Annotated in this window: 18 protein-coding genes; 10 read left to right on the top strand and 8 right to left on the bottom strand. The window is 59.5% G+C overall.

What is annotated here, in order from left to right; genetic code table 11:
• Positions 1-152 precede the first annotated feature (152 nt).
• From QP415_RS04265 to QP415_RS04240, 6 genes are read right to left on the bottom strand one after another with little or no spacing between them, the layout of a single operon-like run.
• A complete protein-coding gene (locus QP415_RS04265) occupies positions 153-2732 on the bottom strand; it encodes a DEAD/DEAH box helicase (RefSeq protein ID WP_285098952.1) in 2580 nt (859 codons plus the stop codon).
• Positions 2729-4729, bottom strand: coding sequence for a site-specific DNA-methyltransferase (locus tag QP415_RS04260; protein WP_285098950.1), 2001 nt, complete (start codon positions 4727-4729; stop codon positions 2729-2731). The genes QP415_RS04265 and QP415_RS04260 overlap by 4 nt, the downstream gene beginning before the upstream one ends.
• The gene (locus QP415_RS04255) at positions 4730-4966 is read right to left on the bottom strand and encodes a helix-turn-helix domain-containing protein (RefSeq protein WP_285098948.1); all 237 of its coding nucleotides are present in this window, start codon (positions 4964-4966) and stop codon (positions 4730-4732) included.
• The gene (locus QP415_RS04250; protein WP_285098947.1) at positions 4956-6830 is read right to left on the bottom strand and encodes a hypothetical protein; all 1875 of its coding nucleotides are present in this window, start codon (positions 6828-6830) and stop codon (positions 4956-4958) included. The genes QP415_RS04255 and QP415_RS04250 overlap by 11 nt, the downstream gene beginning before the upstream one ends.
• A complete protein-coding gene (locus QP415_RS04245; RefSeq protein WP_285098945.1) occupies positions 6827-7273 on the bottom strand; it encodes an ABC-three component system middle component 2 in 447 nt (148 codons plus the stop codon). The genes QP415_RS04250 and QP415_RS04245 overlap by 4 nt, the downstream gene beginning before the upstream one ends.
• A complete protein-coding gene (locus QP415_RS04240; protein ID WP_285098944.1) occupies positions 7273-8238 on the bottom strand; it encodes an ABC-three component system protein in 966 nt (321 codons plus the stop codon). The genes QP415_RS04245 and QP415_RS04240 overlap by 1 nt, the downstream gene beginning before the upstream one ends.
• 203 nt (positions 8239-8441) lie before the next feature.
• On the opposite strand from QP415_RS04240, the gene QP415_RS04235 reads away from it, so the two are divergent.
• The 6 genes from QP415_RS04235 to QP415_RS13760 all read left to right on the top strand — a co-directional run bounded on the left by QP415_RS04235 (position 8442) and on the right by QP415_RS13760 (position 11128).
• Positions 8442-8585, top strand: a complete 144-nt coding sequence (locus QP415_RS04235; RefSeq protein ID WP_285098943.1) for a hypothetical protein — start codon at positions 8442-8444, stop codon at positions 8583-8585.
• A 280-nt stretch (positions 8586-8865) separates the two neighbouring features.
• On the top strand, positions 8866-9372 hold the full coding sequence (locus QP415_RS04230) for an RNA polymerase sigma factor (protein WP_285098941.1): 507 nt from the start codon (positions 8866-8868) through the stop codon (positions 9370-9372).
• A gap of 101 nt (positions 9373-9473) precedes the next feature.
• The gene (locus tag QP415_RS04225; protein WP_285098940.1) at positions 9474-9731 is read left to right on the top strand and encodes a hypothetical protein; all 258 of its coding nucleotides are present in this window, start codon (positions 9474-9476) and stop codon (positions 9729-9731) included.
• Complete coding sequence (locus QP415_RS04220; protein ID WP_285098939.1) at positions 9728-10366, top strand: phage antirepressor KilAC domain-containing protein; 639 nt, start codon at positions 9728-9730, stop codon at positions 10364-10366. Before QP415_RS04225 ends, QP415_RS04220 begins: the two co-directional genes overlap by 4 nt.
• A complete protein-coding gene (locus QP415_RS04215) occupies positions 10356-10805 on the top strand; it encodes a DUF7768 domain-containing protein (RefSeq protein WP_285098938.1) in 450 nt (149 codons plus the stop codon). The genes QP415_RS04220 and QP415_RS04215 overlap by 11 nt, the downstream gene beginning before the upstream one ends.
• Positions 10802-11128 (top strand): hypothetical protein, encoded by a 327-nt coding sequence (locus tag QP415_RS13760; RefSeq protein WP_285098937.1) that lies wholly within the window; start codon positions 10802-10804, stop codon positions 11126-11128. The genes QP415_RS04215 and QP415_RS13760 overlap by 4 nt, the downstream gene beginning before the upstream one ends.
• Here the strand turns inward: QP415_RS13760 and QP415_RS04205 are convergent.
• Both QP415_RS04205 and QP415_RS04200 read right to left on the bottom strand, forming a co-directional pair.
• Positions 11095-11763: a TIGR02391 family protein gene (locus QP415_RS04205; RefSeq protein ID WP_285098935.1), complete on the bottom strand. Its 669-nt coding sequence runs from the start codon at positions 11761-11763 to the stop codon at positions 11095-11097. The two genes, QP415_RS13760 and QP415_RS04205, sit on opposite strands and share 34 nt — an antisense overlap.
• Before the next feature lie 66 nt (positions 11764-11829).
• Positions 11830-12153 carry a hypothetical protein gene (locus QP415_RS04200; protein ID WP_285098933.1) on the bottom strand — a complete coding sequence of 108 codons (324 nt, stop codon included), beginning with the start codon at positions 12151-12153 and terminating at the stop codon, positions 11830-11832.
• A gap of 376 nt (positions 12154-12529) precedes the next feature.
• Here QP415_RS04200 and QP415_RS04195 point away from each other — a divergent pair, with 376 nt between their 5' ends.
• From QP415_RS04195 to QP415_RS04180, 4 genes are all read left to right on the top strand, one after another.
• Complete coding sequence (locus QP415_RS04195; protein WP_016460644.1) at positions 12530-13021, top strand: hypothetical protein; 492 nt, start codon at positions 12530-12532, stop codon at positions 13019-13021.
• Between the two features lie 483 nt (positions 13022-13504).
• Positions 13505-14554, top strand: coding sequence for an autoinducer 2 ABC transporter substrate-binding protein (locus tag QP415_RS04190; RefSeq protein ID WP_285098930.1), 1050 nt, complete (start codon positions 13505-13507; stop codon positions 14552-14554).
• A 176-nt stretch (positions 14555-14730) separates the two neighbouring features.
• Positions 14731-16257, top strand: a complete 1527-nt coding sequence (locus tag QP415_RS04185) for a sugar ABC transporter ATP-binding protein (RefSeq protein WP_016460642.1) — start codon at positions 14731-14733, stop codon at positions 16255-16257.
• Complete coding sequence (locus QP415_RS04180; RefSeq protein ID WP_007588302.1) at positions 16257-17258, top strand: ABC transporter permease; 1002 nt, start codon at positions 16257-16259, stop codon at positions 17256-17258. The genes QP415_RS04185 and QP415_RS04180 overlap by 1 nt, the downstream gene beginning before the upstream one ends.
• Position 17259: the final 1 nt, after the last annotated feature.

Genomic DNA, 17259 nt, shown 5'->3' with positions numbered 1-17259 from the left:
GATTGAGCTTTGATCTACTGGTTGTCCTTGCTGTCAGTGAGAGTGAAGACGTGCTGCTGATGGCAGGAAGGTTTTGCTCTTCGTACAACTGAAGCTGTCGTCTTCGATCCACTGAAGCGTTGGACAACGGTTGGACTCTGGACGCCAGAATGTCATACAGCATTGCTGACTGGCTGTGCGAACGACTTGAGGTCGTCCCACGTATCAGCACGTGCAGTATCTTGCTCGTACGCGATCAAGTAGCCCCAATGCTGTCCTGCAAATGCTTCCTCAGCGGCGAGATGTCGAACTAGTGATTCGGCAGCTTTACGTTTTGCTTGGACCTTCGCATCGTCGCGGCCACGTTCGTCTTTGCCTTCGATGATCCAGTGGATGCCATCAGTATCGAGGGCGACGAAATCTGGGTAGTAACGATCTTTCGCGTTGTAGTAGATGTATGCGCCTGCCTCGTGATGCAAGCGATGCCACCACACGATACTGGGAGAAGTGTTCAGCAGCTTTGCTAACACATATTCCCCGCTGTAGGAGTCGAATGACTCAGACTCCATGAGGGATTTGAACCAGCCGCCGTAGGTGCGGCGTGCCACGAAATCAGGACGGTTGTCCACCTGATCATGGATAATTTCTCCGAGCCGAAGGGGCTTGTCTTCGATTCGTATGACCTTCGGTTGTACTTTGGGTATTTCGCGAGTAGACCGTAACACCTCGTGAATGTAGTCCTGAATGAGCTGCTGTAGCTGGTCTCTGGCTGAGTCCAAGGACTTTACGGTCCAGCCAGTGAAGGTGACCTTCGACATGAACATCGGTACGAGGAAAGCCTCGATGTAGCGAGCCGCGCTGTTGGTCTTAGGCACCAAGTTCATGTTCATTACGAGCCGCACTAAGGTGTCCTTGGCGTCAACATCATCTACGTGGACAGAGTCAACCTCAGCACTTTCACGGTCCTCGGTGCGGAGCTTCTTACCCAGGGCCGCGATAATCTCCTTGCGGAGCAGCACGTCACCGGTCGAGGTGACTTTGCGGGCCGCAGTTTCCAACTTTACACCGTCGATTTCAGACAGCTCGATCGGCGGCTGCTGGATCTCGATCACGCTGGTCGGGAAGGTGTACTCCACATCAGAGAAGGTGGGGTTGCGCTTTGCAATCGCTCTCTCAAGCGTCGGTGTGTGGCTTTCCGTAGGCAGCTCGTCGTCAAATGCACGGACTCCGACCCCAGGTAAGGTCTTGTCGCCTACTGGGATATCTGCGTCTGTAGACGCTACCGACGTGGACTCATTGTTTCCAAGGTCGGGCCGACTGGAGGAGCTGTGCTCTCCTGCCGTCAGTGTGATAGGGGTAGCTCCTATGGGAGCGGAGACCTGTTCTGCTGCTGCGCGGATCGCGTCTTCAACACGTTTTTTGTCAGCATACTTGACGGCTTCTTCAAGGCCGAACTGCTGGAGTACATTCTCGGCCGTAAGCAGCTCGGTGAAGGACTGGTGGGCGATGATGTCGAGTTGATCAATTTGCCCGATTCCGGTGTGCTTTCCGAATGGCAACCGAAGGCCACGACCCATCGTTTGCTGGGTGAGAACCTCGGAAGCCATGGCTCGTAGTGTCACGACCACTGCAATATTTTTGACGTCCCATCCTTCCTTGAGTTTGTTTACACTAACCACCGCAAGTACAGGGGAGTCCGGTTGGTCAAGACGTTCGAGTAGTTTTTGTGTGGCATCGTCTTCGTGCTTGGAATCCACCTGTAGTACGGCGGAATCCCGACCGAAAAACTCTGGAGTTCGTAGGAGATCGGTTACTTGTGTTGCGTGGTCGACGTCAGAGCAAACAACGAAAAGTACTGCGTTTACACGGGCATGGCTATGATTCTCAGCGTAAGAGTTGTAGTACGCCTGCTTGGTCTCCCGTAATCGCAATGCGTCGCGCAGCTGCTGCTCCTCAGAAGCTGTATCGATACCGTAGCCTCCTTTACGGAAAGCTAGCACCGGAGCCTTGACAAACTTATCTTGGATGGCGCGATACAGCGGGTACTCGTAGATCACATGATCAGTCTTCTTATTTACAGATGCCGTAAGACCGATGGTCGCCGCTGGATCCAGCTCTCTGAGTGCTGCGTTGAATGCCACCGCACTGGTGCCATATAGGTGGGACTCATCGGCAATCACCACCAGGTCGTCCAAACCCTTGAGGTAGTCGAACAAGACCCCAGCGTTCTCATCGAAACGACGCGGTTTGCGCCGGATCGAATCTTGGGTGTTGCCATGGGTGTTGCCCTCGGTCTCCTTCGGTGCAATGAGCTGCTGGATGTTGAAAATGAATGCGAGCATGGGCACTTCGCGACCGAAGGAAAACAATGTGGTACCGTTCGTGCGAGCGATCCACGCCGAGTAATCTTGTGGGGTCACAACCTCGGGTGGCACCGGTGAGCCTTTGATGAACCGAAGTGAACCTGGCGAGAAGTTCTGTACGGTCTTTGCCTGTACCGTCTTCCCGGGTGTCACGATGATGACGTTGCCCACGCCCTGGCGACGCAGATACTCCACGAAAGCTGCCATAAGATATGTTTTGCCTACGCCGGTAGCGAGGTTGAGGACCTGCTGCACCTGCGGATCGTAGTCACCATCGAGAGTGAAGACGAGCTTGCGCAGTGCTTCCTTATTGGGAGCACGAAGATCGAAATCTGAGCTGATTGCTTCCAGCAAGTCCGAATCAAAGCTGATGTTCAAACGTTTGGTCATCGGTGTCCACCACCTTGCGCGTAGGGGAAAATGTCATCTGGGATCGCTACCACCCGCGATCCCTTACAGGCGCGACGCAAATGCTCTCGCACTCCATCGAGTACCACGGTCGCTGCTAATACGATCGTCTCGCCCGGTTGGATCTGCTCAACCAGGCGATCGACCTCGTCGATGGTTGCGACGCCTTCGATGACCTTCAACAGGGAGTTGCCACGCTGCCCGTCAAACACGACGTCGTCGTCGGGGTGCAGCAGTGAGAACCCGAGGTTTGCGGCTACCGACGACACAAGCACCTCACCGGTAGCTTCTGGAGTCAGCATCACCCGATCCAGAGTCGGATCATAGTCGAAACATGAAGGTGACAGGTGTGCTACCTGGAAACCACCACCACCGCGCCAGTTTCGTTTCTTCGATGGAGCCGTTGCAATCAATCGCTTCACTACATTGATTGCGGCAATATCCTCTCCGGCAAGGTCGTCTTCCTTAGTGATGGCATTTAGTAGCTTCGTTGCAGCCTGAAGATCTTTAACTTCAAATTTCTCTGGCAGAACCGCCGTCGATTTCAGGGTGCGATCTACCGTCATCGTGATACCACCCGGATCTTGATCGTGAATCACCTTTTCCAAGCGCGGGCGCGTGAACGTGGTGAACGTCGATTCGAGCAGCTCACACGTCACCCATCGCCGACCCATCTTATGAGCTACGGCAGCCGTGGTACCCGATCCGGCAAATACGTCAAGGACAATATCGCCCGGATTGGAGCCGACATGAATGATGCGCTCAAGGAGACGCTCCGGCTTAGGAGTGGAAAAGGTAGCCTGGCCCGGGAAGAGAGCCTTTAATTCGGACTTTGCTTCACGGTTATGGCCAACTTGATCATTGGGCCACCAAGATCGTGCAGGCTGACCAAAGGAGGGCGGGTAAGCTTTCCGCCCGAATCCGCGTTCTTTTACAAAGAACTCGGGCCATGCGCCATTCTGAATCCGCTGCATTGCCATAATTCGAGACTCTTCTGAGAGATTGGGATCAATAAGCAAGTCTGGGATGTCCTGGCGTAGCTGATTTGCCTTGAGGTTACTGTGCCGAAGACGTTCATCAAGGTCAGGTTCTGTGAATACATAATGGCCGAATTCTGAGAGTGCTGCGAACAGGCGTTCGGCACCAAAAGTCCAACACCTTCCGCGAGCCGGATATCGGATTTCTCCAGTGATTGGATGCTGGATTGCAAACGTACTAGGATGTTGCATTCCGGACCCGATATTCGCTGGAGCGGTTAGATCGCCTGACCACCAAATGCCGCGAGGATCATTATCAGGGTTACTGAAGCGTGCGTTGTCAGCCGCTGTCCTCGGCATCCTGTGTAATTGTGTTGCATCACTGGCTGCATAGCACAGGATTACGTCTTGATCGACCGAGACTCGTTGAGCATCACCTCGTGGTGAGTCTGCCTTCTGCCATACGAACTCGGCAATGAAGTTTGAGCTGCCGAAGATTTCATCCAACAACAGCCGCATACGGTGGTTCTCGGCGTAGTCAAGGTGCACCCAGATGGAGCCGTCGTTAGTTAGTAGCTTCTTCATGTGCAGCAGCCGGTCGCGCATCATGGTCAGCCAGATGGAGTGTTCTAGGTTGTCCTCGTAGGAGGCGAATGTCTGTGCGGTGTTAAACGGTGGATCGATGTAGATGAGCTTGACCTGGCCGACATATTTCTCGGCGAGTTCGGGTACGCGGGTGAGGGCTTCGAGGACATCGCCGGATTCACCGAGGATGAGCAGGTTGTCGTCCTGGGGCTCAAGGTCGGCGCGTTCGGAGTAGGCGAACTCGTCAGACTTTGGTGTTTGGCTGCCTTGCACGTAGTCGTCCAGCACGAGGGTATGGGTCTCGCAGTAACGCGGGTCTGAGGGGTCAACCCACGTGTAGCCGTACTTGCCGGTCTCGGTGGGGATGAGGGCCTTGTCTTTGTTGTACCAGGTGAGCTGCAGGCGTTGAGCGGTCATCTAGTCGGTTTCTCCCTTCGTGTCAGTAGGGACGACCTCGCAGATGTCGGCAATGTTGCAGTCGAGAGCTTCGCATATACGCGCAAGGACGTCGGTGGTGACGTTGCCGCCGCGTCCGAGTTTGGACAGGGTGGCTGGACTGATGCCTGCACGTTCTTGAAGTTGGGTTTTGTTCATGTCGCGGTCGATGAGGAGTTTCCAGAGGGGCTTGTAGCTGAAGGCGCGGTTAATTGTCATCTGTTTCCTCCAGATCGATTAGGTCTTCGTCCTGGGCATCGAGCAGGAAGCCGTAGCGTCCTTCTCCTTCGCGTTTCGTGAATACGATGAGTTTGCATCGGTCCTTTAGTGGTTCTATGTCGGGCATGAACTTGGTGTTGTCAGCGATGATCATCTGACCGCCGTTTTGTTCGAGGGCGAGGTAGTCGTACAGGGCAGCGGGGATGGTTTCACGGGCTTCTTGAAGCTCGGGGTCGAGCTGTGGATCGTCGAGCCCCAGTAGCGGGGTGTCGATGATGAGCAGGCCGGGGTTGTGTGTGCCGTCCTCGGAGGCGAGGTATTCCCGGAGGGCTAGCATGACAGCGGTGTTGACGAACGACCGGTAGCCCTGCCCTTCCTTCGCTTTGGTTTTGCCGTTGATGACAGCATCGAACAGTTCACGCGAGAATCGGGCATCATTGAGTCTGGGGAACGCGCAGGCTCCAAGGATGTCGAGCAGGTTGGTGCCCATCTGTGGCCAGAACGTTTTCGGGTATTCGTCGAGCGGATTGAAGTTGCCCTTGGGGAATGTGCGATTCTTGCGTTCTTTGAGTTCGTTTTCGATGGCTTGTTTGTGTTCGAGGTGCTGTTCTCTTTCTGCCTGCATGGCGATGATCGCGTTGTGGCTGGCAAGCGAAGTCGAGAGGGCTTGCAGTTGCGGCTCTAACTCGCCGCTGATGCGCCGGGCGATGCGCTCGGCTTCTGCGGCGATATCCTGCTCTTGTTCTTGCAGTGGTGCCTGTTCAAGATCCATCCGATTGATTGTTTGACGAAGATCGTTGAGTCGGGCAGCTAGGTCGTGGCGTTCACGCGGATCGGGCTCTGGAACTGCGGATCGTGCTTCTGGTGGTAGTGCCTGCGTGCATACGGGGCAGGTTGTTGCCGGTTCCCTGTGTGCGGTGAGGGAATGGCCTTCCTCGACGAAATCGAACCGCTCGATGCGGGCACGGTAGGAGGCGGCAAGTTCCTCGTATCGGTTCCGCAGACTGCGGGATTCTGCCAGCGAGTCACGCACCTGTTGGAGGCGTGTGACGATGTCTTGCCCCTGCACGGTGGCGTGTGTGATGCGTTGCTGGACACGTTCCAGTTCTGCGGTCAGCTCATCGATACGCTGCTGGATCTCTGCTGGGTCGCTGCTACCGAGTGCTTTGTCGATCAACTCGATTCGTTCTTCAAGCTGTTTGGGTAGCGGCTCGAGGTAGTCGATGATCGCGTTGTTACGCAATTTCCTCGTTTCGACAGACTCATCACGAGCGTAGGCGGCATAGTCGTTGCCGGTGATCAGTGACGCGAGAGCGCATTTGAACGCGGGCTGTGCGGTAGTCTGAAGAGGGAGAAGGATTGGTTTCTTGGTGCCGATCCGGTCTTCATCTGCGTACAGCGCATGCCAGAAGGTGCGCCACGTCAACGCCTGGGTTTCAAGGTTTTGATTCTTGATGATTTTCAGGTTTTCAGGGGCGTCGTAGCCGATGAGTTTGAGCCATACCGAGCTGAGTAGCGGGGAATGGCCAGACGATTGACGTTTGTAGGTTCCAGACTCAATTCGTGGGTCTGTGCTGGAGACCTTGATGTTATTGGCTCCCTCACCGATGGGGCGCGATAACGTGAGTGAGCCCTGCGCGGTGCGCACCCCCATACGCACCTCGGTGTAGCCGGAGTTTTCGTCGAGGACGAACTCGTCAGCTTTCAGCCCGAACACGTAGTCGATGCACTGAAGCACCCAGGACTTGCCGGAGTTAGACGGTCCGTAGATGACGTTGAGTCCAGATTCGAAACCGACGCTGGAGTCCCGCCGAGTGGGGTGCCCGGCCACAGTGATGCTGCTGATCCAGAAGCCTGGTGTCATCGCGTGTCTCCTTCCGGGGTCGCTGACCTGATGATCTGAGCCAGCTCGCTCGTGCTCAGGTCGCCAACCCGCTCGATCGTCTCCAACGCGGTGTCGAACAACTGACCGGCGTATCGGGAGCGGAAATGGTTGACGACTGATTCACCCTCGGCGGTAATCGTGAAGGCCGCCGGAGAACGATCTGGCTGTACTTTCACGAATCCTTGGATCGCCAAATGCTGGAGAGCTTGGGTCATCAGGACTGTGCGCGTGTGGAGTTCCCCGCTGGCCAGTCGGTGAGTGCCGTTGAGATTTGCTGCCCCGACCCCGAAAGTGTGGGCGTTGACGGTGATGGTGTCTAGGGCACCCAGGTAGTCGGCATCCGCTGCATCTCCGAGTAGGAACAGCAAGATGAGCCCGCGCAGTTCGGCTTCGAAACTTGTGTCTAGGGACGTGGCGCGCATCAATCTACCCATCCCAGCCGGTTCCGGGCGACAAGTTCGTGGCAGGAACCTTTCCGGCTCCACACGTCGATCAGGTCAATGATCTGGTCGAGCCGGACACCGTCGAGTTGGACTGCGGCTGCTTGAGCCAGTGTCGCGAGGAGGCGTTCGAGTCCGTTGGGGTACTGACGCAAGTTGGTGTCGGAGACTCCCGCATGCATCGTTTCTAGGAACTCGTCAAACAATGGCCGCCCATCGTGGATGCAGTTCCACGATGTTTCTCGTACCCATTCGGCACGGTAGAACGCTTTGCGCTGTTCTTGGAAGTGTTGAACCAGACGCGGTGGGATGTCGTCCAGCTCCACCTCAACGTTGGTACGGGCTTTGTCTTCGCAATACGCGGCCAGGAGCGCCGAAACATACACCAGCTCAGCAGGCTGAACTGTGTCCGGTGTGGGATGCTTCGGCGGTAACGCGACCGAGCGGTGGCCAAGCCTGAGGCGATTCGTCTTCTCGTCAACGTACGGGATGCCAGATCGGTCGGCCTTGTCTGCCAAAGTCAAGGGCTCCGGTACGGCAGCGGTCTCACCGGCAGCTTCGGTGAACACCCTGTAGAACAGCTGGCCTAGACCTTCGGTGACATTACCCTTGTTGATCGACTCGTCAAGGTCGTGGAGCCGGTCGGCTAGGTCATTGAGTGCCGACTCCTCATATGCCTGGGAGACGTTGTCGGCGAACCGAAACTGATCCCATCGCCCAGCCAGCTCGCTCGCTAACACAGTAGGCAGCTGGTCAGACCCGTTGGCGTACCCCTTCCACGTCGCCGACTTGCGCATCTCAAGCGCGGTCTTCTCGCCGTCGACAGTTCCGCGAGGCACGAGTCCCATGTCGATGAGACCTGCGGTGAACTCGCCAAGGTTACGGGTGCCTTTCATCAGCGGGCGCACCGTCGCCAAGACGGCGTGGAAGCTCGACTTGTAATCCACCGCACCGCCTCTCCATCGCGACCCATCGCCGCCCATCGCTTCCCAGCCGATCAGAAAACCGTCATCGGGGAACCTAGAACCACAAGAGCGATCAGCGAACCTATGTTCCTTCGATCTTACAGGGCCGCTTCGCTCTTGTCGCGTTCATCTTCACGAACGCGTAACCGTGTCGGAGCGAACTGAGGCAGGAGGTGAACAGGGACATGGGTACGCGAAATACGAAGCAGACGTCTCGACCGGTCGCCAAGAAGGCGTCCGCACTGCTGCGCGACGGTCGCACCTCGGCCAAGACGAAGTCGGTCGCAGCCTCGGCGCTGGCTCAGGCCAAGCCGAGTAAGGGTAAGTAGCCCTCACGGCTGTCCTGCTGGCCAGACGTCATCCGGCAGGACAGCCCAACCGCTGTGGTGGTCAAAGCCGTACCGGTCACCGGCCGGCCGCCTTCCTCCTACACCCGCATGCGTTTTTCAACCGTATTCGGGAGACCTCCGTTGAGCGCTTGACGGGCACCACCTGTATCCGGGTTCACCCCGGGTCGGGTTGGTGCCCGTCACTGTTTCCGCTCAACACCACGGTCTCTCGTCGGTTGCCCTCAACGGGGTCTCCCTTCGTAAGAAGGGAAGCCCTCACGTGGCATTCAACAACCAATTCACCGTCCCGTACCTGACCCCCAGGGGCAACACCATCGACCTACCAGTCCCTGACCTGCCCGACAGCGAAGAACTGTGTGCCCAACTGCGCGACCCGGCTTCGCGTCCGAAGTGGGCTCGCGCCTACCTCGACGATGTGTACGCCGAGTACCGCGAGCTAGACAATCGCCGCCGCTCCGACATCTCCGTCGACCAACCCGGCCACAGTGATAACGACGAGCGTGGCGGGCTGGGCGCGGATTACTTCGCCTCGGACGATCCGGACTTCACCGAGCAGGTCGAGGCCAACCTCGCAGTGGTCGAACTGCTGAGTCCGCTGACCGCGCCGCAGCGCGAGTACATCGAGCTGCATGTGCTCCATGGTGACCGGTTCACCGAGATCGCCGTCGACAAGACCGGCGCAGGCCAGCCGACCAGTGCCGATGCCGTGCGGAAAGCCGTCTCGCGTGGCCTGGCCCAACTGCGCAAAACACTCACCGAGTCGTAGGCCGTCCGGTTTCGGTGCGCCCCATGCCTGACAGATGCAAGGCACTCCCTTCACCGGCCCGGTGATGGGGCGCACCACCACCCATATGGAAGGAAACCCGGATGCCTACCAAGCTCAAGATCAAGATCGCCACGCATCCTAGCCCGGCCGCCACACTTGCTGCAAAAGAAATCCGCCCCAGCAGGCGGATGCTGCGCGCCATCTCCGGCACCAGCCGACCCCAGCACCGCATGGCCGTGCTCCTGCTTGGCTCCGAAGCCTCCACCGTCGAGGTGCATGTAGCCGACACCGACGACGACATGATGGCGTTGGCCGACGCGGTTGGAGCCACTACCCGTGAGGGCGGTGATAACCGATGATCCCGGTAAGTGATGCGAACAGGTTCATTGGCGCTCTGAACCGGATCGCCGAGGGCGTCACCATGCTCGCCGCCGCAATTGAGGAGACCGCGTGGGAGGGGTTCGAGGATCACGCTTGGATGCCCGGCGCCCAGCAGTTCGAGGCGTGGGTGTTCGACGAAGTGCTCCCGTCCATCCGCCGCGACGGCATGTACGTCATCGACGAGATGCTGTCTAACGACGAGTTCTTGGAGCGAGCGATCGCAACGATCCGGGCTGAGCGTGCCAAGCGTCTCGCCGCCGAACAAGCCTTGCTGGAGGCCGCACCGAAGGTGTCGCACTACGACGTGGTGTTGGCGTCGCCATCGCTGATCACCGCCACTGAGATCGCCAAAGACTACGGACTGTCGGCGAAGAAGCTCAACCAGATTCTGCGTGAAGAAGGTATCCAGTTCCGTCAATCGGGCCGCTGGTTCCTCTACGCCCGGTTCGCTGAGCAGGGCTATACCCAGTCGAAGACGTACGAGTACGACGAGGGCAAGACCCGTACCCACATGTACTGGACGCAGAAGGGTCGCCTATTCATCTATGACCTGTTGAAGAACGAGCGTGGCCTGCTGCCGGTGATCGAGCGTGAAGGCGAGGATGCCCGATGACTGCCACCGTGCTCTCGACATCGGTATTCCGCGCCGCAATGCCGACGGAGTTCCCGATCCGACCTGCTACCGGGCGCTCAAGGAAGTTCAGTGTGCTGAGTACGGGTATCGGCCCTTGGTGTACATCTGCTCCCCGTACTCCGGGGACATCGAGGCGAACGTGGAACTTGCCCGACGGTTCAGTGCGTTCGCTGTCGCTGCGCGAGAGATTCCGTTGGCTCCGCATCTGCACTATCCGCAGTTCATGGACGATGCCGATCGGGATGCACGGGAGTTAGCGATGTTCTTCAACCGCATCTTGTTGTCGAAGTGCGAGCAGCTGTGGGCCTACATCGGCCGGGTCAGTGCGGGGATGCGCGCCGAGATCGATTGGGCTCACCAGATGGACATCCCGGTCCGGTTCTTCGACGCCGACTTCCAGGAGGTGCACCCTGCATGATGTCGTTCACCTTGTGTGCCGCCACCAGCAGCGGCAATCCGCACAACAACCACTACCCGAACCACCACCACATCACCGACCAGGCTGACCTGCAGCTGGTGGCCAGGTTGGATCACGTCGCCGCCACCTACACCGGCGACCAGCGCTCCTCGGCGAGCTTTGTCTCCTCGGACTGTGTCGTGATGGACATCGACAATGACCACGCCGACAACCCCACTGACGGCACCATCACATTCACCTTTCGGGACGGTAGCTCCCGTCAGCGGCTGATCGGCAAATTGCGGAGTCACTACTCAGCCGTTGAGCTGTCCAATCTGCGATAAAGCAGGCTGGCGAGCGCCAAGTATTCCAGCGCCTCCTGCGCATCTTGGTCGACAGCCAGTTCATGTGCTCCGGGATTACGAATGCCAAGCATCGCGCCCCTGAAGATGGCATGAAAACCGGCCTGCTCATCCTGACCTGACCGACCCTCATGAAGCGAAACGTTCAATCGCGGTGCTTTGCCACCGAAGGCTTCATCCATCAACTTGGTGCCTGAAGTTTCTGAACCTAGGAGGTCACGAACCCGAACCTCGATTGACTTGAAAGCTTCGCTCACAGCCCGACTGAAGTGGCCGTCAGCGAACAAGTCCGCGCTTGCCTCTGCCACCGCAGGATGCAGCCCCTCAAAACTAAGTCGCCTTACTGGAGCCGTGCGTGGCGGCAAATCTTTGCTGAGGTGAACTTCGGTGAAGGCCATGTCGGCAAAGGGTCCGTTGGGTAGATCGTTGATAACGACCTTCTTAGCGAAGAACCGCATCGTGCCGCCGCGAGGATCGGGCAACTCGATGATGTCTCCTTCGTAGACAGGAGTTTCCGTCGCCACGTAGGCCTTGTCGGTCCCTTGGTCGTTCAGGATCGAGGCTTCTACTTCGGAGCGCTGCTCGGCTGGACCCGGTTCACGAATGAGGGTGACCATCCGAGTCCCTGAGCGGCGGATGATGTCTGGCAAGGGCATGAACCAACGACCTCCTATTTGAACCACTCACGCCGCGAGCACGACTGTGCCGCCATTTTGTATCCAAGTCGGGCTGAAAGCTTCGATGATAGCCACGCCCGGATCCCCCAGGCTCTGGCCAAACGCCGTGCGCATCGCGTCGTCCGCGCTGTGGATGATGAAGTTCACGACCTCGACTGGCGTGAAGACGATGCCCAGGTGCTCGCTCATGCGCGGGAAGGCCTGCGAGAAGAAGCGATCGTAGAGCGTGCGCACGATCTCCTGCTTGCCCGCCAGGGTGTGCACGGCCTCGATGCGCTCGACCATCGCCCGGTTGAAGGAATCCAGCTCGCGGCGTTCGTTCTCGAACATCGAGTGTGACGCCAGCATCTCACAATCGCTTTTATTGCACGGCTCACAGGGTGCTGCTGTGAGAACGAATGATCTGGGAATATCGGCTCAAACGGCGTAGTGGTGGAATCTGCTTCCATACCGGGAAATGCCATGAAATCATCGTCGCGCGCAGCAGTCATGCGACCAAGAATAGCGGGTAATCTACGACATACAAGCTAGCTGGTGTGGTGGGTGGGGATACAAGGGGATTTCTGCGAGCAAAGGCGCGGATGAGACGTCGCTGCCCTGGCCGGTGCTGGTTCCACGGCTGCGGGACGCAGATGAGCATGCCCCTCCTTACGGTGTCGCTTGTCGACCATGGTGGTCGATAGTGTGACCCAGAGGAGGGGGCAGGATGTCTCAGATAATTGCCAACAAGGGAGATGGCAACCAGATCGCTCAGTTCGGTGGGGACCTGAACGGAACACGGACATTGGCATCCCTGACGCTGCCTGAGCTCGGTGAGGAGTATCTGTTGGCCAGTTCGATCGTCTCAAGGGAACGGAAGTCAAGACTCAAGACATCAGCAATCGCGGCGTTGGTGTGCCTCCTGTGTTGCGGCATCACTGTCGTCATGTACAGGCTTCTGGGGAGCCCGTCGCTGAGTGAAATCATATTTAGCCTGAACAACGGATCGAAACTCGAGCTAGGTATGAACGTCACGCTGGCGGTTCTCCCGATCGGCGCTGCCTTCTCAGGGGTGAGTGCATACTCCAGCATGATGAATCCGAGTGAGCTCGAGGTGGATCAGCAGCAGCATCGAAGGAATGCCTACATGGTGGCACGCCAAAGGGGCCTCAGTGAGCGAGAGTGGTACAAGGTCGTTGAAGCCGCCAAGCAGCGCTAGGCGTCGGTAGGCGCAGGAGGATGTGCGTGCCCACGCCCTGCACATCCTCCCGCACCCGCGATCACAATCGCACAAATGTGCAGTTATGATGCGCATCACCGCACGAGTGTGCGGCGCTCCAACAAGCAACGAGCCGGTTCGTGCCACTCCATATCGTACGGCATTTGTCTGGACTAACGCCCCCGCCCATACGTCTGACAAATCAGCCCAAAACCGCCGCAACCACACCCCAAAAACCCGCCCCGGCCTCGTTCCAAACGGACCCGGAAAGTGAACGCCACCACCCGCGTGTCCTAGGATTGGGGCACGCCGACGCGCCCCCAAGGACGGGAGCACCCGGCACGCAGCAGCACCGCACACGCGGCAGCGCAGGGCAGGTCCAGCAACGAAGACGGACACGCCAGGCACCACCGCACGCCTGCAGAGCCGCCGTACAACCACAACCTCACAACACCGATGTTGACCCACACTGAGGAGATTCCTATGAAGCCCCGCCTCGCAGTTACAGCCCTCGTTGCGGCATCCGCATGCGCCCTCGCCCTCGGCGCCTGCACCCCCGGAGAGACCGCACAATCCTCGTCCAGCCCCGCCGCGAAGGGTGGCGGAGACGGCAACTACACGATCGCCGTCGTCCCCAAGGACGCCACCAACCCCTGGTTCGTCCGCATGGAAACCGGCGTCAAGAAGTACGCTTCGGACACGGGCATGAACGCGTTCCAGAAGGGCCCCGCTGAAACCGACGCCACTATGCAGGCCCAGGTCATCCAAGACCTCATCGCCCAAGGCGTCGACGCCATCTGCGTCGTCCCGGTCGACCCCGGCGCCATCGAACCCGTCCTCAAGCAGGCCATGGACGCGGGCATCGTCGTCGTCACCCACGAGGGCGCCTCCCAGGAAAACACGATGTACGACATCGAAGCCTTCAACAACACGGAATACGGCGCGTTCATCATGGACAACCTCGCCGAAGCCATGGGTGAAGAAGGCGTCTACACCACCATGGTCGGCCACGTCACCAACGCCTCCCACAACGAATGGGCAGACGGCGCCGTCGCCCATCAGAAGGAGAAGTACCCCAAGATGACGCTGCTCGAAGCCGAGCCCCGCGTCGAATCCCAGGACAACGGTGAAACCGCCTACCAGACCGCCAAGGAAGTCCTCAAGAAGTACCCCGAAGTTAAGGGCATCCTCGGCACCTCCTCCTTTGACGCGCCCGGCACCGCCCGCGCCATCGAAGAGCTCGGCCTCAAGGGCAAAGTCTTCACCGCCGGCACGGGCATGCCCGCCGCCAACGCCCAGATCCTCAAGGACGGCTCCGTGTCGACCCTGACCCTCTGGGACCCCGCGGACGCCGGCTACGCCATGGCATCCCTGGCCACCAAGGTCCTCAACGGTGAAAAGATCGAAGACGGCGTCAACCTCGGCGTCAAGGGATACGAATCCATGCACTTCTCCGAAGGCTCTACCAAGGTCCTCGAAGGCAACGGCTGGATCCAGATCACCAAGGACAACGTCGACTCCCTCGGCTTCTAACCGCTTCACCGCACACGACTACCCGCGTGCCACGGCCTCGTCCCAATGAACGAGGCCGTGGCCGGGCTACCCCAGCGCGTGCACTGACGCTCGCGCACCCCCACGCGCCCACGCGAACCGAACCCGCGCGCGAGGGGTGGCCCCGGGTCGGCACCACGCGTCGGAAAGGACACCACATGGACACCCCAGTGCTGGCGGTACGACACGTCAGTAAATCCTTCGCAGGCGTGCGAGCCCTGGTCGACATTGACCTTGACATCGCACCCGGAGAAATCCACTGCCTCGCCGGAGAAAACGGGTCGGGCAAATCCACCCTCATCAAAGTCATCTCCGGAGTCCACACCCCCGAACAGGGCACGGTCTCCATCGGGGGACGCGACTTCACGCGACTGACACCCGCCGACGCCATCGACGCGGGCGTACGCGTCATCTACCAGGACTTCTCCATCTTCCCCAACCTCTCCGTCATGGAGAACATCGCGCTCGGCAGCGAAGTCGCCGCCGGACGCCGCCTCGTCAACCGCTCGCGCATGCGCGAAGTCGCCCGCGAAGCCGTCGCGAAGATCGGCTTCCGGGTCGACCTCGACGAACTCGTCGGCAACCTCTCCGTCGCTGACAAACAGCTCGTCGCCATCAGCCGCGCACTCATGGGCGACGCGAAGCTCATCATCATGGACGAGCCCACGACCGCCCTCACCAAGAAGGAAGTGCGCGCCCTCTTCGACATCGTCGCCGACCTCCAATCGCGCGGTATCGCGATCCTCTTCGTGTCCCACAAGCTCGAAGAAGTCTTCGAAATCGCGCAGCGCTTCACCATCCTGCGCAGCGGACACAAGGTCATCACCTGCCCGAAGGAAGAGCTCGACCGCGCCAGCTTCGCCCGCCACATGACCGGGCGCGACTTCGACGAGGAGCGCTACCAGCCCGGCGACATCACCGAGTCCCCGATCCTCGAGGTCGAGGGCGCAACCGTGAGCGGCGCCTTCGCCGACGCATCCCTGAGCGTGCGGCCCGGCGAAATCCTCGGCATCACCGGCCTGCTGGGCTCCGGACGCACCGAACTCGCCATGTCCCTGTTCGGGATGCTCCCCCTCGACTCTGGGCGCATCCGCGTCAAAGGCCAAGACGTCACCCTGCGAGGCGTGCGCGACGCGATCGCCGCCGGCATCGCGTATGTTCCCGAAGACCGACTCACCGAAGGCCTCTTCCTCTCGCGCTCGATCGGCGAAAACATCACGATCTCCGAGATGGAATCCTTCACCAAGGCCCTCGGATTCATCGACAAGAAAGCCATCCGCGACGAGGAGAAGAAGTGGGTGAAGCGCCTCGACGTCGTCACCCCCGACCCCGCCAACGCCGTCAACACCCTGTCGGGCGGCAACCAGCAAAAGGTCGTCCTGGCCAAGTGGCTCGCCACCAAGCCCTCCGTCCTCATCCTCAACGGGCCCACCGTCGGCGTCGACATCGGCTCCAAATTCACGATCCACTCGATCCTGCGCGAACTCGCCGCGCAAGGCATGGCCGTCATCATCATCTCCGATGACATCGCTGAAGTGCTCACCAACTGCTCGACCATCGCGATCATGCGAGCCGGGCACCTGAGCGACCCGATCAACCCCGACACCCTCACCGAGGCCGAACTGACCCGGCTCCTGTCCGAAGACCAGGCCCCGGCCTCGTCGACCGAAGGGGGAGAGAACTAATGCCCCGACTCATCACGAAAGTCCTGCGCGCCAACGAATTCTGGGTGTTCCTGGTCATCGCCGCGCTCACCCTCGTCATCCAGGCGCGCTCCGGACAGTTCTACACGGCCAACAACCTCGTCGACCTGGCCGGCGCGATGGTGGTCCCCGGCCTCTTCGCCGTCGCCGCGCACCTCGTCCTCGTCTCCGGCGGCATCGACGTGTCCTTCCCGGCGCTGGCCTCCCTCGCGGTCTACGTGACCACAAAAGTCCTCGTCGACAACGGCTGGAACGGGCCCGTCATTGTGCCCTTCCTGATCGCCGCCGCCCTCGGTGCGGTCCTCGGCGCATTCAACGGTATCTTCACCTCCAGGCTGACCGTGCCGACGCTGATCATCACCCTGGGCACCGCCAACGTCTTCAACGGCGTCATGCAGGGTGCGCTCAAATCCGTGCAGATCAACACGATCCCCGAGTCCATGCGCTCCTTCGGATCCGCGTCCCTCTTCGTCGCCCGCAACGAAAGCTCCGGCCTGCAGTCCTCGATGCCTGTGTCCTTCCTGATCCTCGTCGCGGTCGTCGCGGTGGCCTTCTTCGTCACCCGCTACACGATGTTCGGACGCTCCCTCTTCGCCCTCGGCGGCGACGAGTCCGCGGCCGCCCGCGTCGGCTTCAAGGTGCGAGCCACCAAGTTCTGGCTCTACGTCCTCGTCGGCGTCATCGCCGCCCTGGCCGGCATGGTCCGCACCTGCTCCATGGGACAGATGCACCCGACCAACCTGCTCGGCATGGAAATGATGGTCATCGCGGCCGTCGTCCTGGGCGGTACCGCGATCACCGGCGGCAAGGGCTCGCTGACGGGCGTCATGCTCGGCACGCTGCTCATCGTCATCGTCCAAAACTCCATGATCCTCATGGGAATCCCGACATTCTGGCAGGGCTTCGCCCTGGGCCTGCTCATCATCGTGGGAACCGGCGTCTCCGCGCTTCAGGTCATGCGCGCACGCCGCAACGCACACTAGG

The organism is Pauljensenia sp. UMB3104 (genome assembly GCF_030217285.1).
In the GTDB taxonomy this organism is placed as follows: Bacteria; Actinomycetota; Actinomycetes; order Actinomycetales; family Actinomycetaceae; genus Pauljensenia.
Note: the sequence above shows the minus strand (reverse complement) of the source record. Positions and strands in the feature narration are given on the sequence as shown.

Coding starts and splice junctions, on each gene's coding strand:
- QP415_RS04265 (WP_285098952.1), bottom strand. CDS start 2,732: ATGACCAAACGTTTGAACATCAGCTTTGATTCGGACTTGCTGGAAGCA.
- QP415_RS04260 (WP_285098950.1), bottom strand. CDS start 4,729: ATGACCGCTCAACGCCTGCAGCTCACCTGGTACAACAAAGACAAGGCC.
- QP415_RS04255 (WP_285098948.1), bottom strand. CDS start 4,966: ATGACAATTAACCGCGCCTTCAGCTACAAGCCCCTCTGGAAACTCCTC.
- QP415_RS04250 (WP_285098947.1), bottom strand. CDS start 6,830: ATGACACCAGGCTTCTGGATCAGCAGCATCACTGTGGCCGGGCACCCC.
- QP415_RS04245 (WP_285098945.1), bottom strand. CDS start 7,273: ATGCGCGCCACGTCCCTAGACACAAGTTTCGAAGCCGAACTGCGCGGG.
- QP415_RS04235 (WP_285098943.1), top strand. CDS start 8,442: ATGGGTACGCGAAATACGAAGCAGACGTCTCGACCGGTCGCCAAGAAG.
- QP415_RS04225 (WP_285098940.1), top strand. CDS start 9,474: ATGCCTACCAAGCTCAAGATCAAGATCGCCACGCATCCTAGCCCGGCC.
- QP415_RS04220 (WP_285098939.1), top strand. CDS start 9,728: ATGATCCCGGTAAGTGATGCGAACAGGTTCATTGGCGCTCTGAACCGG.
- QP415_RS04215 (WP_285098938.1), top strand. CDS start 10,356: ATGCCCGATGACTGCCACCGTGCTCTCGACATCGGTATTCCGCGCCGC.
- QP415_RS13760 (WP_285098937.1), top strand. CDS start 10,802: ATGATGTCGTTCACCTTGTGTGCCGCCACCAGCAGCGGCAATCCGCAC.
- QP415_RS04205 (WP_285098935.1), bottom strand. CDS start 11,763: ATGGTCACCCTCATTCGTGAACCGGGTCCAGCCGAGCAGCGCTCCGAA.
- QP415_RS04200 (WP_285098933.1), bottom strand. CDS start 12,153: ATGTTCGAGAACGAACGCCGCGAGCTGGATTCCTTCAACCGGGCGATG.
- QP415_RS04195 (WP_016460644.1), top strand. CDS start 12,530: ATGTCTCAGATAATTGCCAACAAGGGAGATGGCAACCAGATCGCTCAG.
- QP415_RS04190 (WP_285098930.1), top strand. CDS start 13,505: ATGAAGCCCCGCCTCGCAGTTACAGCCCTCGTTGCGGCATCCGCATGC.
- QP415_RS04185 (WP_016460642.1), top strand. CDS start 14,731: ATGGACACCCCAGTGCTGGCGGTACGACACGTCAGTAAATCCTTCGCA.
- QP415_RS04180 (WP_007588302.1), top strand. CDS start 16,257: ATGCCCCGACTCATCACGAAAGTCCTGCGCGCCAACGAATTCTGGGTG.